This window comes from Leptolyngbya sp. CCNP1308 (genome assembly GCF_034932455.1).
Classification (GTDB): domain Bacteria; phylum Cyanobacteriota; class Cyanobacteriia; order Phormidesmidales; family Phormidesmidaceae; genus Nodosilinea.
Genome location: NZ_JAYGIH010000013.1, coordinates 1 through 16,105 on the forward strand (window position 1 = coordinate 1; position 16,105 = coordinate 16,105).

The 16,105-nt window shown below is 53.8% G+C and carries 11 protein-coding genes and 1 tRNA gene; 6 read left to right on the forward strand and 6 right to left on the reverse strand.

All coding sequences use genetic code 11. From position 1 onward, the window contains the following. Nucleotides 1-661: 661 nt before the first annotated feature. The gene (locus VB780_RS07270; RefSeq protein WP_323350470.1) at nucleotides 662-1,150 is read right to left on the reverse strand and encodes a hypothetical protein; all 489 of its coding nucleotides are present in this window, start codon (nucleotides 1,148-1,150) and stop codon (nucleotides 662-664) included. A 667-nt stretch (nucleotides 1,151-1,817) separates the two neighbouring features. Here VB780_RS07270 and VB780_RS07275 point away from each other — a divergent pair. The 4 genes from VB780_RS07275 (at nucleotide 1,818) to VB780_RS07290 (ending at nucleotide 7,975) form a co-directional block, all read left to right on the forward strand. Beyond that, nucleotides 1,818-2,594 carry a ParA family protein gene (locus VB780_RS07275; protein ID WP_323350471.1) on the forward strand — a complete coding sequence of 259 codons (777 nt, stop codon included), beginning with the start codon at nucleotides 1,818-1,820 and terminating at the stop codon, nucleotides 2,592-2,594. Beyond that, nucleotides 2,587-3,024 carry a hypothetical protein gene (locus VB780_RS07280; RefSeq protein ID WP_323350472.1) on the forward strand — a complete coding sequence of 146 codons (438 nt, stop codon included), beginning with the start codon at nucleotides 2,587-2,589 and terminating at the stop codon, nucleotides 3,022-3,024. The genes VB780_RS07275 and VB780_RS07280 overlap by 8 nt, the downstream gene beginning before the upstream one ends. Nucleotides 3,025-3,143: 119 nt before the next feature. Next, entirely contained in the window at nucleotides 3,144-4,943 is a 1,800-nt protein-coding gene (locus VB780_RS07285) for an AAA-like domain-containing protein (protein ID WP_323350473.1), read from the forward strand. Then, the gene (locus tag VB780_RS07290; RefSeq protein ID WP_323350474.1) at nucleotides 4,940-7,975 is read left to right on the forward strand and encodes an AAA-like domain-containing protein; all 3,036 of its coding nucleotides are present in this window, start codon (nucleotides 4,940-4,942) and stop codon (nucleotides 7,973-7,975) included. The genes VB780_RS07285 and VB780_RS07290 overlap by 4 nt, the downstream gene beginning before the upstream one ends. Nucleotides 7,976-8,931: 956 nt before the next feature. Here the strand turns inward: VB780_RS07290 and VB780_RS07295 are convergent. From VB780_RS07295 to VB780_RS31365, 3 genes are all read right to left on the reverse strand, one after another. Continuing rightward, nucleotides 8,932-11,328, reverse strand: a complete 2,397-nt coding sequence (locus VB780_RS07295; protein WP_323350475.1) for a DUF3987 domain-containing protein — start codon at nucleotides 11,326-11,328, stop codon at nucleotides 8,932-8,934. A 329-nt stretch (nucleotides 11,329-11,657) separates the two neighbouring features. Further along, nucleotides 11,658-11,927 (reverse strand): hypothetical protein, encoded by a 270-nt coding sequence (locus VB780_RS07300; RefSeq protein ID WP_323350476.1) that lies wholly within the window; start codon nucleotides 11,925-11,927, stop codon nucleotides 11,658-11,660. Continuing rightward, entirely contained in the window at nucleotides 11,809-12,132 is a 324-nt protein-coding gene (locus tag VB780_RS31365) for a helix-turn-helix domain-containing protein (protein ID WP_416349212.1), read from the reverse strand. The genes VB780_RS07300 and VB780_RS31365 overlap by 119 nt, the downstream gene beginning before the upstream one ends. 98 nt (nucleotides 12,133-12,230) lie before the next feature. Between VB780_RS31365 and VB780_RS07305 the strand changes: the two genes are divergently transcribed. Further along, the gene (locus VB780_RS07305) at nucleotides 12,231-12,866 is read left to right on the forward strand and encodes a LexA family transcriptional regulator (RefSeq protein ID WP_323350477.1); all 636 of its coding nucleotides are present in this window, start codon (nucleotides 12,231-12,233) and stop codon (nucleotides 12,864-12,866) included. A gap of 10 nt (nucleotides 12,867-12,876) precedes the next feature. On the opposite strand, the gene VB780_RS07310 is transcribed toward VB780_RS07305, so the two are convergent. After that, nucleotides 12,877-14,022: a tyrosine-type recombinase/integrase gene (locus tag VB780_RS07310; protein ID WP_323350478.1), complete on the reverse strand. Its 1,146-nt coding sequence runs from the start codon at nucleotides 14,020-14,022 to the stop codon at nucleotides 12,877-12,879. Nucleotides 14,023-14,173: 151 nt separating this feature from the next. Then, nucleotides 14,174-14,247 (reverse strand) — tRNA-Pro (locus VB780_RS07315). A gap of 363 nt (nucleotides 14,248-14,610) precedes the next feature. Between VB780_RS07315 and VB780_RS07320 the strand changes: the two genes are divergently transcribed. Then, nucleotides 14,611-16,074 (forward strand): phosphoglucomutase/phosphomannomutase family protein, encoded by a 1,464-nt coding sequence (locus VB780_RS07320; protein WP_323350479.1) that lies wholly within the window; start codon nucleotides 14,611-14,613, stop codon nucleotides 16,072-16,074. Nucleotides 16,075-16,105: the final 31 nt, after the last annotated feature.

Here is a 16,105-nt window from a genome sequence, read left to right on the forward strand (position 1 = left end):
CTCGGTAAATCCTCGTTTGCAGCTTGAACACCTTCGCCTCTAGCTGTCGCCAGGGGAGGGTCTTCCATTCCACTGTGGGCGCGTTGGCCCCAGTCTTAGACGTTTGGACTGTGACTTGATTCATTACCATCAGTTCATCGTGTATCTGTTGGCCTATCCTGGGCATTACCCCAGGCGTTTGCTTTTGATACAATCCCGCCCGCTGAGGGCTTATAGCTTGGCAGCCGACTCTGGGGTGAACCAGAGCGCGCCTCAGCGGGTTATTCCGTTCCGAATGACCATTGTTTGAATCCTTAGGGCGATGCTCTCCACCGGGTTAATGGGAAGTGCAGACTGGTCGAGACTGGAATCGCCAGTTCCCGTTTGCCTTGCCGTTTTGGCCTGGGCTGCTAACCGTCGTAGCCCACTTGACGTGACGATGGTTCTGACACATCTTCGCTTTCGCTACCCATAGATTCTTGCTAGACAGATTGCCGAGTACGGTTCTCGGAAGGGCTGCCGTTCATCCCCGCTTCACCCGATTGAGAGCCAGTCTCACGAGTGGGGGAAGTGCTGTCACCGTTGCACTCACGGGGTAGGACTTGCACCTACATGGCCATTCAGTTGTCAAGGTTCAAAGACCTTGCGCCTAATCCCCTGAAACTCAGGTAAGTTCCAGTTTCTAGGCAACGGCTCGCACCCAGTCTTCATCGTTGCGAGCGCTGCTGATCACCCGCACCAGCGAGATGCCGACGTAGAGCAAAAACAGGCCCCGCAGCACGTTGAAGACGAGGGGAATGGCGTCGCCCGCAGCGGTGCCAAAGTTGGTGGTCATCCAGGTTTCAGCCCCGCCAAAGAACTGGGCCTGGGCGGGATAGGCCAGCAGGGTGACCAGCCAGAGCAGCCCTAAACCCAGGAGTAGCCCAGCCTTTCGTTTGAAGCCCTGGGCTTTAGAAGCCCGCCTGGATAGGGAGCGGGAGGGTGTTATGTCCTGTCTCCAGGTCAGGCCAGTGATGCCTCCCACGGCCAGCACCGTCAGCAATGCGGGGCCGTAGATGAGGACATCTAGAGCAAGGCCCAGGAACGCTACAGCGAGTAGCGGCAGGTCTGGAAGCGGATTCATCCGGCCCACCAGACGTTCCATCAACGGAAAAATGTAGAGAGTTTTCATGGCTCAAATGAATTGAGTCTGACTGATGATTGAAGTCTCCTGAAATCAGTCAGATGACATGACTCGCGTGCTCACCAATAAGTGAAGTATTCGACTCGAATTGCGTAAAGATTTGATCAATATAGCAATATTTTTCAGCGGTGGGGAAATGAGAAACTAAATTGTGGATTCAGGCTTAGACATCTTAAATCCATGCCTAAAGCCTATACAAAACAGCCAATATCGGGTCTGATTCTGTAATCTTGCGTGATGTTAATCAAGCTATTGAGCAATCTATGTAGACTTTTAAAAGTGGAGATGCTTTTTATACTGAAGTCATACATTGCCACCATCAATCGAAAAATTTACTGTCAATTATCAACACGATTAGCCGCACGCAAGAACTCTATGGTTGCAATCGAAATTGGTCTATAAAAAACTTTCGAAAGCGACGTTTTACCATGTTCATCGGTTCCCATTTGCTCCAGGTATTTTCAACTTAACCGTCAAGCTTTAACTGACAAAATGACATAACAACTGATTTGCAGACACAAAAATAAATGTACTGACGTCAGTACGTCTTGACGCCTCTATTTTCGCATGTTTGTAGGGCGGCCAGATCGCTGGTGGGTCAAGGCATGTCGAGATGGGCAGGGGCTAAGTGTTGTACGGGGAGTGAAACACATCCATGAAGACAGTGAGTTGTTTGTCGCTCTCTGGGGGGCAAGGGAAAACGTCGGTTTCGCTGCTGCTGGGTCGGCTCCTGGCACAGCAGGGACAGAAGGTGTTGATGGTGGATGCCGATCCGCAGGCGAATCTCACCCTTTACTTAGGTCATGACGTTAAGGCGAATGAGCCCACCCTATTGGAAGTGCTGAAGCAGCAGGTGGAAACAGCCGATGGGATCTATCCGCTGGCAACGGCGAATCTGTTTCTGATCCCAGCTGATGAGGGGCTGCACAAAGCCCAGGAATACCTGGCCACCATCGGGATGGGAGCCTTGGCTTTGCACCATGCCCTGGAGGTCGTGGAGGAGTTGTTTGATGTTTGCATTATCGACTCGCCGCCCCAGCGCACCCAGATTTGTCTGTCGGTAATGGGAGCCTCTAACTGGGTGCTAATTCCAGCGGAGGCCTCGACCAAGGGGGTAAATTCACTACTGCGCAGCCTAGAACTGCTGGAGGAAATGGGGCGCATACGGGCGTTTACAGGCCAGGTGCTGGGGGTGCTGCCGTTTCGCGATAAGTGGTTTGGCCGGTCTCAGGCAACGGATAGCCGAGAGGCCATAACCGCCATGCAGCAGGTGGCGGGCTCAATCCCGGTGCTGCCGTCAATTATGGAGAGTGAGCGCTACAAACAGGCGATTCGGCAGGGACAGCGGCTGGCAGAGATTGGGTATGGGGAGCTGGAATTTCCGCTGTACGGGGTGATTGAGGCGTTAGATCAGGGACAAGAGAATGGCTGAGGATGCGCTGGAACGATTGATGCAGCGGCAGCGTCCGAGTGTGCCGCCCCGTGCCGATGGGTTAGAGCCGCTTATGAAGTCTCCTCAACAGTTGGCGGAGGGGGGCAATGGGTCGGGATATAGTGACTCTAGCGAGTCTACGGGTGTTGACGTCAGTATGTCTGTTAGCCAAGATGATGAGGCGGAGTTACCGCAGCTAGTGCGGACGACGACCCGGCTGGAAGAAGAGATTGATAAGGCTCTGCGCCACCTCTGTATGGATGAGAAGATCACCAAGGAGGTGTGGTTTGAAGCGGCGTACCTTTACTTGGCGGAGCACCCCAAGGCGATGCAGGCGGTGAATGGGGTGGCGAAGGAGCGCTACCAGCGGCGGAAGCGGGCAGCGGATTTGCGAAAACTAGAGACGATGCAGAAGCGGTTGAAGGGGTAGCGCTCCTCCGTTTTCCCAAAGATTTCTCTTGTCTCGAACTCAGGTTGGAAAATTAAGTCGCTAAGAGAAACCAGGCTATATTGGATGGCAATCATCTTCCCTTATGGCCTCATTTCGTTGTGATAGGCTTCCCCGACTCCTCCCAACGACTCAAGCTGGCTCAGCGTCTTTCAGCTTTGCCAGGGCCACAGCTTGACCAGGTCATTTTTACGCTCAACCCAGCTAAGGGAAATATTCCGCCAGCGTCAGCACCTCCTGCCGATCGGGTGATGGCTTTGCTCACTTGGGCCGAAAGCGAGATTGGCTGTGGGCTAGAAACGCTACAAAAGGTGCTCGGTTCGGTGCTGGCTCAGTCTGAGGATGCTGCACCTCCCCTATCTCAGGGTAAGCGGGTGTTCATTAGCTACCGATCACAAGAGCCCGATGTCAGCTTGGCCCAGGCCTTCCATGACCAGCTACAAGCAGCAGGCCATGAACCGTTCATGGCGGCAGAGAGCATCAACTGGGGAGAAAATTGGGTCAACCGCATTGACCAGGAGTTGAAGCGCTGCGATTACTTTTTGCTGTTGTTGTCTGAGCGATCGGCCACCAGCGACATGGTGGCGGGGGAAGTCCGAACGGCTAGGCGTCTGAGAGATCATCTGGGTAAGCCGGTGATCTTGCCGGTGCGGGTCAACCTGCCCTTGGATGATCCGCTGAACTACGAGCTGCGGAGTGTGCTTCAGACTATCCAGCAAAAGTCGTGGCAGGGGCCGGAAGATACGGCGGCTTTGGTGCAGGATTTTCTTGCGTTGATTGAGGCTGGTGAGGCCCCTGCCCCGGTCAAAGAAAAAGATGAGCCTGAGATTACGCCTTCCCTCCATCAACGGCCACCCCTGCCGGTGGCAGATTTGGAGCTTCCCAGCGGCACCATGCCGCTAGACTCTAAGTTCTACATTCGGCGCGAACCCTGGGACACTCGCTGTCTACAAGAAATTGAAAATCGCGGCGGGCTGGTGCGGGTCAAAGCCCCTCGTCAAATGGGGAAGACTTCGCTGCTGGCCCGCATCCGAGACCGGGCTACCGAGCTGGGCTACCAAACAGTGACGGTAGACTTTCTGGAGACCGATGAGCGGACTTTTACTGATTCCAGCTTGTTTCTGAAACGCCTGTGTGCGTTAGTCAGCCGTAAGTTGGGCTTTTCTCCCCGCCAGGTGACGGAATTTTGGGATGAGGAGCTGTTTGGCCCCAAGGAGAACTGTACTGACTTTTTTGAAGAACACATTCTCTCGAAGATCGACACGTCTTTGTTTTTGGGCCTGGATGAGCTAGATCGGCTGTTTCCCTACGAGGCAGTGTCGAAGGAATTTTTGACCCTGCTGCGCTCGTGGAATGAGAAAGCCAAGGTGGATAAGACCTGGGCCAAATTCAAGCTGGCGATCGCCCACTCCACAGAGTCTTACGTGGTTCTAGAAAGCAATGTCTCGCCCTTTAACGTGGGTCTGGCGGTGGAACTACCAGAGTTTACGTCGGCTCAGGTGATGAATTTGGTGGGTAAGCATGGCCTGAACTGGAGCGAAGCGGACGTTGGGTCTTTAATGGCTATGGTGGGGGGGCACCCCTATTTGATCCGTCTCGCTTTATATCACGTTGCCCAGCAAGACTTGACTCTAGCTCAGCTGCTCCAAGCAGCACCCACGGATGCTGGTATTTTTGGTGAGCACCTGCGGCGACATCTTTGGAATTTGCAGCAGCATCCTGAGTTGGCCAAGGCTTTTGAGCAGGTGATTATGTCTGAGAAGCCGGTGACGCTGAAATCGATGCTGGCGTTTAAGCTCAATGGTATGGGTCTGGTTAACTTTCAGAGCAACGATGTGGTGCTGCGCCATAAGAGCCTGTACCGTCCCTATTTTCACTCGCGATTGAGGATGACGCTATGAGCGCAGCCCCCAGTACCTTCTACAAAGTGGGCGGTGCTTTACCCCAGAATGTGCCGTCCTATGTGACGCGGGGGAGCGATCGCGACCTCTACGAAGCGCTGAAAGCAGGAGAATTTTGCTACGTCCTCAACTCTCGCCAGATGGGCAAGACCAGCCTGATGGTGAGAACCCTAGCTAAGTTGCAAGCTAATGGTTGGGCAGGAATCATCATCGACTTTTCGTCTAAAGATAGCCAGGTCGATAAACCTGACCAGTGGTATGACGGCATTATCAACCAGCTCAATCGCCAGTTTGACCTACTAGATCGCCCAGCCTTTCGGGGCTGGCTGAAGGAGCGAGACTTTATTGCCCCCGTTGAGCGGCTGGCGGAGTTTATTGAGACGGTGCTGCTGCCTAGCCATGAGCGCCCCATTGTTGTTTTCATTGATGAAATCGACAGCACCCTGGGCCTGCCTTTTACCGACGACTTTTTTGCCCTGATTCGGGCTTGCTACAACAAACGGGCTGAGAACCTTGACTATGAACGGTTGACCTTTGCCCTGCTAGGCGTTGCCGCCCCCTCTGAGCTAATTGGAGATGCCAAACGCACTCCCTTCAATATTGGTGAAAGCATTGACTTGAAGGGCTTTGAGTTTGAAGAGGCGTTGCCCTTAGCGACTGGATTAACGGGCAAAGCAGAGCGACCAGAGGAGGTTCTACGCGAGATTTTGCACTGGACAGGCGGACAGCCGTTTCTAACCCAGCGCTTGTGTCAGCTGGTAGCTGATTCAGACGCTGAAATCTCTGCGCATAACGAAATGACCAGAGTTCAGCATCTGGTGGAATCTCGCCTGATTGAGAACTGGGAATCTCAAGACCATCAGGAACACCTAAAGACCATTCGAAAGCGACTGCTGGATGATGAGCAGAAAGCAGGGTATTTGCTGGAGCTATATCGAGCTATTCGGCAAGCAGGCAATCTGCCCGCAGAGAACCAACCAGAAGAACGAGAGCTACAGCTTTCGGGCCTGGTAGTAAAGCGCGATAACCAATTGAGGGTATATAACCCCATCTATGTCGCGGTTTTTGACGAAGACTGGATTAACACTGAACTCCAAAAGCTGCGCCCCTACTCAGAAAGCTTTCGTGCCTGGGTTGTGTCTGGTAAGACGGATAGCTCTCGTCTGCTGAGGGGCGGAGCATTAGTAGAAGCGGAGCGATGGGCTGGGGAGAAAGCTACCCGCAGTGCTGAGGATCGAGAATTCTTAGCTGCCAGTCGGGCACAACAACGGGAAGAAGAAATTGCCGCTAAGGAACGGGAAGCTGAACTGGCACGGGAGAAGCAGGGGCGGGAAGCCGCCGAAGCCGCCGAGCAGATTCAGGCGGAAGCCAATCGGCAGGCCCAAAGGAAAATTCGTCGAGGGAGTTTCGTGTTGGGCGGTGCCCTCGCCGCTGCCGTAGTTTTGGGTGGATTGGCGTGGGGAGCAGTAGGCCAATTGCGTGCCGCGAATCAGCAGCGTGAAGAGGCTGAAAACCTCGCTAAAACGGCACAACAAGAGTTAACCCAAATTCAACAAGAAAAAGAACAAGTTGCTCAAGATCTGACTCAAGCTAATGATAAAGTCGCTAAGGCAAACAAAGAACTTGCCCAAAGGCAGGAGACTCTAAACACCGTTGAAGCCCAGCGCCAAGTCGTGTATGACCAACTTAAAAAAACTGAGCAGCAGGCCAAAGGACAGCAAGGGTTGCTGGCGCAGTTGAAGCAAGACTTAGCCAATGCCGATGCCGCCGTTGACCAGGCTAAACAAGCAGAACAAGAGGCTCAGCGCAATGCAGATCAGGCAGCAAGCGACTTGTTCGTGGCGCAAAAAGCGCTGGCTGAAGTTGCCCAGGAGCAACAAGAAATTGCCGCATTAAATGACACGACCAAAGCGCTCTCGGGCCTCATTCGCGATCTTTACATCATTGAGAAACCCGAAGCGGCGCGGGATGCGATCGAACAGATTGGCTTGTCGTTTACGGATTTTACCGAGGACAAAACTGAATTAAAACAAGTGCTCTTGAATAGTAGTCTCGCTCTAGCGCACCTCAATCTCATTTCCGCAGACAATACCAATGAGAGGGCACAAGAGCGAATTAATGAGGCGCAAATGCAGATTAAGCAAAGCGTTCGGCTAGTCGAGGCCAATCCAAATATATTTAATGCATCGGCATCTGGGCGAGCGATCGCCTTCTTTACCTATGCCGTTCAGGGCAATTTGAGGGAAGAACAAGATTACTTTTTAGGAGAACAGGAGCTCCCCAATGCAGACTTGTTCTATGAACAAGCTTTCAGTTACGTATCTGAAACTCCAAGCTTTAACCAAGACATTACTCAAGGCACGGTTGGAGAATCCTTTCGACAACTTCTAGCCCCTTCATCTACAGAGTCATTTGGAGATCAATTTCAGGCATTAGTTATTGCTTCCCTCAAAAAACACTATGACTTTCGAGCAAGACAATCGATCCGAGAGCTAGATCTAGTTTTGGCGCAGTATCAGTGGCAAAAAGCCGATGATCTGACTAATCATGTGCTCATTGCTTCGGCGCTTTCTAAGGATTTAAATATTTCGGCTGCTAATATCGCTTGCCCCATTCTTAGAGAAATAGATACTCTGTGGATTAAACATTCTGCTGGTCATTTTGGTTTTAGAGTTCAGAGAGAGATATATGAGAAAACAGGTAATGCTCTTGATTTCAGAGTTCAGGGAGACATACATGAGGAAACAGGTAATGCTCTAGAATCAAGTAATGAAGTGTCCTGGATTAAATTCGCTTATGAGGTAGGATGGAATAGAATTAGTGGAGATATTGAAGAGATTTTGAGGACTCGCGAGAGTGAACTGGGCGAGCAAATTGAGTGGCTGAGCTACAGAGAGCTATTATGGTCTGAGGGAATGAACGGCAGAGAACTGCAAGCTTCCAATGTACCTATTGGACACCTCCCTTTTTTGTTAGCTGATAGTTCTAAACCAGGTTTTGTGAGACTGCGCTTTTCACAATGCAGACTTTAACTTTTAGTACAGAATAATCTCAAGCCTCTTGTTATGTTGTGATTTATATAATTTCATAGGGCGGGCACCGCCCACCACCCCATTTACTCATCCCTTCCCCTCAAATATCCCTGTTCGCTTACCGCCACAGCAGCATCCCAATTCTTGCTATAAAACCTGTCCGCCATAAACCGCCGAAGATTCGAGAACCCCTACGGTGCGAGCACTCCACCCAACCGTAGTTGGGCTGTTGGGGGTGTAAGAAGGGCTGTTTATGGTATCCTTCATCGGGTGATGACAGCGATAGCTGTAGAATGGGCGGTGCCCATTCTACAGCTATCGTTCTTAGATGATTAGGCAACAGCAAAATCCGTAATCTTTCGCCGTTCAATAGACTTAAACCCCAGCACAAATTGTTCAGCGACTTTCCGAATGTCCTGTTGGATCGACTCCCACTTATCCCAAGGCAGTCGCATCTGCCCTGGCGATTTTTTTTCCGTTCCGAGGCTTTCAATACCTCGGGCAGCAGTTTATTGCCCTACCCTCTGAACTAGAGCAACTCATCCAACGTCAGCTTGCTACTGGTAAGTACCAGTCCGTTCTGAGGTCATCACAGCAGGTATACATTTGCTCGATCAACAAAACGACATTTATCAAGGGCGACTGCCCGAACTCCAGCAAGATGCCCAGATCGGTTGGGGAGCAGCCCAGAATGGGAACCGCCTCGAAGGCCCCGCTGCCATGGCCCAGATTCGAGAAAGTCTGCGGTCTCGCTCATCCCTCTCTCAGTCGCGACGTTTCAGAGTAGTCTCACCTGCTTATTTCGGTAGACACGGTAGACAACGGTAGACAGGGCGTCTACCGGGCAAAAGCCTTTACCTATGAGCCCTTCAGCCATTTCGGTAGACGGTAGACACTTTCCTAGAAATTCCCCACTAGCAAACCCTGTCTACTTGTCTACCGTTTCGCTATAACCCTTATCCCTCAGTGCTTTCAGCGGTAGACACCCCGTCTACCGTTTCCTCAAATCTGTCTACCGCGTCTACCGTTGCCCGCCACCGCAGCCGATTCCCCATCCCCTGGGTCTCCCCATACCCCATCGCCTCCAGCTCCATAAAATGAGCGCGGATCACCTCTACTCCCGCCTTCCGTAAACTGCGCTCATAGTTCCGCACATCCTTGGCCCGCAGCCACCCCCGCACCCGCGATAGCTGTATCAGCTTCGTATAGACCGGCTCCAGCGCCCCATCCACCGTATTCCCGTCCGCATAGAGCAGCTTCACCTGACCAATGAACCAACGCCCCAGCTTAATTGACGCCTGCATCTGGCTCGCTTCCACTGCATGGTTCGGCAGACATCCCTCCACCGCCGCATTCAGGCAGTGCAGAATCAGCGCCAGCCGCCCCGTATAGCCCTGCATCTTGGAATAGACCGCCTGCAAGCCTGGGTGCGTCTCCGTCACCCGCAACTGATCCAACTGGTCATACCAATCCGCAAACAATGCCTTGGCCTCAGGGCTCAGCCGGTAGCACTGGGCCACCAACCCCTCCAACTGCTGGTAGACGGTATAAAGCCGCTCCGACACGTCGTGGCGCACCGTCCGTCGGGGAAACGGCGCAGGCTTCAGCGGCAGCAGACACCACAAAAACCTGGCCCACTGGCCACTGGCGTCAGAGCAATCCCCCATCATCTCCCGCAGAATATCCGGCTGAATCGTCCCCGTCAGGCTCAGACTGGTGCGCGGTAGGCTAATTCGTAAACCGCTAGCCCGATCCACCTTCAACCCCGAGCCATCAAAGGCCATCAGCAGTGACTCCTTGTCGTTACCCCGGCCATTGCGGTACTGGTTCTGCCCCTTGAAGAGGCCCGCTAGCTCATCTGGCGTCACCAAAATGCCCCGCTCCGGCTGTTGGGCTTGAATGCGGGCGATCGCCTCCCGTGTCGCATCCGAGGTGTGATACTCCCGTGGCATCGGTTTCCTCGGGCGAATGCCCCTATCCTCGACTCTAGTCTGCTCCCAATCCCGCAGGTCAACCTCATACTCCGAGGCGGCATATTCATACTCCTGATCCGCCTCCGTCTGGAGCAGTGAGAGCGGCCCCAAAATCTGTCGCTGAATAGGGCTCTTCTTGCTACCTGAGGGGGCCACCAGCCCGGTGAATACAATCGGCGGCACCGAGAACCCCATCCCGGCATCAATCTCTAACTCCGTACCCACCCGTAGCAATGATGCCGCCACCGGCAGCAGTGTCACCAGCATCGCCGCTGGCGTCGCCCCAATCCAGTCAGCAATCTGCTCTAGGGGTTCCGCCAGGTCAGAGTGAAGATACTCGCCCAGACACAGCTGGTAGTCGCTAATTTTGAGCAGCTGGTGAATCTCAGCTCGGCGATCGTCCCGCTCCTCGGTTTGCTCCAGCTCCGCCTGCACCAGGGTGACCAGGTTACCGATATCCCTGGCCGATATCCCCGTCTCCTGGTGCCACTGCACCACCTGCGCCGCCAGAGCTAGTTCGGTGGGGCTGGAGCCCAGATAGGTGCGAATCTGGTTTTGCAAAGCCTGCACCGACAGTCGATTGGGGTCTTGGGTAGAGTTGACCTCCAGCTGCCGCTGGTCTTGCACCGCCGCCCGAATCTGCTCCGCTGTGGCTCCATCGTGAATCCAGTCCACCACATCCAGCCCGCCATGCTTCGGCAGGTTCTGCCAGAGCAGGCTATCCGGGTAGGGGTAGCACCACTGGGCTGAGGGGAAGTTCTGGGCGACTTCTTCCATATGGGCAATACCGACCTGATCGCGATCGGGGCACAGCACTAAGCTCGCATCCTGCAAATCCTGACGGTAATCACCATAGCTACGGTACTTCTTGGAGCCCCCCAGGGTCGTTGTCGCGGAAATGCCAATATTCCAGAGGGCGTCAACGCAGCCTTCCCCCTCCACCATCCAGATGGGTTGACCGATGGCGATCGCATTCTGGACATCCCGGTAGCGATAAATCGGCACCTGGGCTCTAATCTCAGGGGTCAGCCCTTTGACCCACTGCTGCCCGTTCCAGTGGTACTGCACAAAAAACTTCGCGCCGTTGCCCCGATCTACCCGCGTCACCTTCACCAGGGGCTGCCCAGTTCGGTTGGGATAAAAATAGTCCTGCCGCTGCTGCGGTCGAATGGGCTTCTCCGGTGAGGCGGTGGCTGCAAAGTATTGCCCCCATATGCCATCGGCTGTCGCACCCCGATAAACGTAGCCGTCTACCGCCCCATCCTGGTCTACGTGGGTGTGGCAGAACACCACCTCCTCATTCCAGCGGCAGTCTTGGTCTTTGATGCGTCCACAAATCGGACAGGGGCGCGATCGCCCCGAGTAAATGTACTGTGCCATGGTTAGCTCCTGAGTTTAGGAGCCAGGCCACCACAATCAACCGGCTGTTTTTAACCGTTAGCTGTGCCCAGGGTGGACATTTTCGATGTCTTTGCTATAGTTGAAGACACCACTTCTATCAGCAGGTTAATGACCTGGGCGGTTCGGCAAAACTGCATCAGTATATTGATTAGCCTGGCTCAGAAAATAAACAAAGAAAGTCCGACACCCTTACTACGTTGTAGTTAGGGTGTTTTTTCATAAGCCTCAAGAATGAGATGCTAAGCCTAGCTCTTCATCACATACTTGATGGACTATCGAGATATCAAGGCAGCTTGATGTCCCTTAGGTTATCGACGATTAAACCGCTGAGGAACTTTTCGCTGGTTACTCAACAAACTGGCCTGATAGACTTCGATAGCTCGCTGATGGGCCACTGGGTCATGGCGGTTTTGGAGCCAATCTTTGATGAGTTCCAAGTTGTAGCGGGTACAGCGGCTATTAATGCGAACCCAGTGAATGCCCTCGATTAACAGGCCCTGCAATCTGTATTTTTTTAAGGTAGTGCTGCTGAGATTGAGGTACTGTAGCGCTTCCTGCTTGCTGACAAACTGATTCATGGGTTGCCCCTCCTTTATAACGTTGAGGCCAGATCTCCCGAGGAGATAAGCCAAGCTTGGCCGCGATCACTTTTTCGACCCTGCGAGAGCGTTGCCTCGTCAGGGCATGGGAGATGGCAGAAGGCCCCACACCGAGCTCTTTGGCAATGCCGGTTAACGTCCAGCCTTGTTTGCGAAGAGCGGCCTTAATGTCCTCTACGTGCATAAGATCAACGAAGCTCCATCAATATATCGATGAAGCTAACAATTAATAACGCGCATGTCAAGCGCTATAATTTGCAGTACTAAATCTCTGGACTTGCGATGAATAACACGCCTTCTAATGAGGGGCAGGCGGTACTGACCGACTCAAACGATTTCCCCCAACGTTTAAAGCAGGCCGTTGGAGAGAATAGCATTCGAGGATTTGCACGAAGCTGTGGTTTCTCTGACACAGTTTTGCGACAATACCTCAACGGCCAAAGCGAACCTACCCGACCTGCACTGCTCGCCATAGCACGCACGGCAAACGTAAGTGTAGAGTGGCTGGCGGGTGGTCAGCCTAGTCACAACAGCTTGGGAGACGGAGAATCCAAAGAGTATATCTATAAGGATCCGCTAGCTTTCCAGACGGACTGGCTAAAGTCTGAGTTCCCAAAGTCTTATGACCACTTACTCCTGACCCAAGTTCAGGACGAAAGCATGGAGCCTACCCTGGTTCTCGGAGACCTAGTCCTAGTAGATACCAGTGTTAGGGAGTTAGCGGCTATCGACCATGGCCTTTTCCTGTTTAAGCTAAATGAGCGAATTTTGATTAAGCGCTTGCAATACATCCCCGAAAATAACTTCCGGGTGCTAAGTGATAACCCTGCCTACGAAGCTTTTTCCTTAGACTTGTCTAGCAAGTCGAATGGCCTAAGCATCATGGGCAGGGTAGTTTGGGCCGGACACAAGCTATAAAGCTAGCGCTTTAAAATTCCACCATCACAGCAGATTTTTGAATGACGGAGGCATAATGTTTGAACAAAATTTGAGGATCGTGACCTGTTTGCTCTGCTACCGCTAGAGGATTTGCGCCATTCGCCAGAGCATGGCTGATGGCAGTATGGCGGGTAGAGTAAGGCTTCCGGTAGGTAATTTCGAGCCGGGTCAAGATTTTGGTCCAGGCTCGGCGACGGAAGGTATGGTCGTTGAGGAGCTTTCCCTTCGGCGATGGAAAAACTGATGCTTCAGGGTCCACGTTAGTAGGTTTTCTAGCAGATAGCATTTCTGCCACCGTGGGGGTAAGGGTTATCGTCCGATCTTTCCCCGTTTTGGTGGTCTTACGGACTCCTCTAGAAACAGATTCGCCAATCCATACCGTTGAGTAGTCATCGGCAATATGCTTCCATTTTAGGGCTACAGCTTCCCCAAAACGACAGCCTGTACCGAATAGGAACGTCACGAAGTCGGCGTAGTGCTGGTAGTAACGATCCGTTCTAAACGCCGTCAAGATAGCTTGAACCTCAGCCAATGTAAAAGGCTTAACCTTCTGCTTAGGGGCTGGTTTCACTCTCTCTAGAACGGATGCCCAGGGGTTTTGTCCGAGTGTCTGCTCAGCCCAATTCCAACAGGACTTAACTAGGGTTAGGTAGTCTTTAGCCGTTCGTTCGACCACTCGCTTTCGCAAGTACTCGGCAAAAGCGGTAGCACTGTCCTCATCCACAATGTCTGCTGGCTTAGTTGAGAAAAATGCGTCTAAATGTCGCTGCGTAGCTCCATATCGGCACAGACTGCCCACCTGCAAATCTTTGGCTTTGGTCTGAACCGCTGTGAATTTCTCAAATAGCCCAGTCACGGTGGTTGCCTCGCGCTTTTTAGCGGCAGCTTTGGGTGGCTTGTACTTCTTTAGGGTCTCATCAAAGTTGCCGGAGGCAATATCCAGTTCGATCTGAGTCGCCTTCTGCTGGGCCACGATGCGATTAACTTTGGAATCAGGCAAGCCAACGGCTATGTAATGGCGTGTGCCTCCATAGGTAAAGCGTAATCTCAACCTGCCTTTATCGCTTTCTACTTTGACAAGGCTTCTATCTAGGTAGCGGCTCAGCGTCGGGCGTGCCGCTACGGGGGGTTGCATAGTAGTCATCTTCCTACCAATTTCCTACCACTCAGACGTCCAAAAGCGTCCAAAAGTAGCCAACCTCACCCTCCCTATTGACAATATGTTAGGGTCATCAAAAGGTTGATGCGTCGGCTACAAGGCGCTTCCGCAGTAGGTTTTAGAAGAATCGGGATGGCGGGATTCGAACCCACGGCCCCTTCGTCCCGAACGAAGTGCGCTACCAAGCTGCGCTACATCCCGTTTTTACTCAACTAGGGTAGCACGGCAGCCCCCCACCGTTGGCAAAATTTAGGTCAGCAACGACGATTCGCAAGGCCCGTAGCCTGCGGCACCCCAAAACCACCAACCAACCCAGCCCAAGCATCCCCTCCAGAGCAGCCATCATTTCCCTCAATCAGCCGCGCCACTCCACAACGCACCTAGCATTTGCGCCAAAGCCGCGATCGCCTCAGGACAATTCGCCAATCTTTTCAGACTTTTCGGCAAAACCAGCGGGTTGGGTAAATTGTCCGTAGTGCCGCTGCCGTGGCTGTGTCACCGCCGAAGTAAGCGGGTAAACTCAGAGAAAATCTGCTCTTTATCCCCCGACATTTGGACTCTGCTATGGCAGCACCCTCAGGCCCCATCCCCGCTACCCCAAAGCCCATCAAATTTGGCACCGATGGCTGGCGCGGCATTATTGCCGCCGACTTCACCTTTGAGCGCGTGGCTCAGGTAGCGGCGGTGTCTGCCCACGTGCTGCACCAGTGCTTTGGGGTCGAAACCGGCAGCCGCACCATTGCCGTCGGCTACGATCGCCGCTTTCTCGCCGCCGAATTTGCCCGCACCGCCGCTGAAGCGATCGCCGCCCAGGGCTTTGACGTGCTGCTCTCCCAAGACTACGCCCCCACCCCCGCCTTTAGCTACGCCGCCAAGCATCAGACTTTGCTCGGGGCGATCGTCATTACCGCCAGCCACAACCCCCCTACCTACTCCGGGCTCAAAATTAAAGGAGCCTTCGGCGGCTCAGTTTCCCCCGACGTGACTAAGCAAGTGGAAGCGCTGCTGCCCACTCCCCCCGCCTCCCTCGGCAAGCCCGGCCAAATCGAAACCTTCGATCCCTGGCCCGCCTACTGCACCGCGCTCCAGGCCGAGGTCGATGTCGCCGCCATTCAAAGCGCCATCTCCAGCGGCAAGCTGACGGTGTTTGCCGATGTCATGTACGGCTCTGCCAGCGGTGGACTGCCCCGGCTGCTAGGCGAAGGCAGCATTCACGAGCTGCACAGCGAGGCCGACCCGCTGTTTGGCGGCAACCCGCCCGAGCCCCTGCCCAAGTACCTGGGCGAAATGCTGGAGACCGTCAAAGAGTACCCCGCCAAAGAAAGCGTCAAAGTGGGCCTGGTGTTTGATGGCGACAGCGATCGCATCGCCGCCGTCGATGGCCAGGGCAACTTCCTCAGCTCCCAGATTCTCATCCCCATTCTGATCGACCACCTTAAATCGCGGCGGGGCTACAGCGGCGAAATCGTCAAAACCATCAGCGGCTCCAACCTGATTCCAGCTGTGGCCAAGCTCAACGGGCTGGAGCTGTACCAAACCCCCGTTGGCTACAAATACATCGCCGATCGCATGCAGGATGCCAAGGTGCTGCTGGGCGGCGAAGAATCTGGCGGCATCGGCTACGGCCACCACATCCCCGAACGCGACGCCCTGATGTCGGCCCTCTATGTATTAGAAGCGGTAGTCGCCTCTGGCCTCGACCTCAGCGACTACTACCGCAGCCTGCAAGAGAAAACCGGCTACTTCTCTGAGTACGATCGCATCGACCTGCCCCTGGCCAGCATGGACGTGCAGGCCAAGCTGCTCGACGCCCTCGCCACCGCCCCCCCCGCCGAAGTCGCGGGCAAAGCCGTCACCCACATCCTCGACATCGACGGCTACAAACTCACCCTCGACGACGACAGCTGGCTGCTGATCCGCTTTAGCGGCACCGAGCCCGTGCTGCGCCTCTATAGCGAAGCCAAGACCCTGGAGGAGGTGCACAAGCACCTGCACTGGGCGAAGGATTGGGCGAGTTCGTTTAATTGAGAGAATGGATTTCAAGCGGAGATCTCCGCTT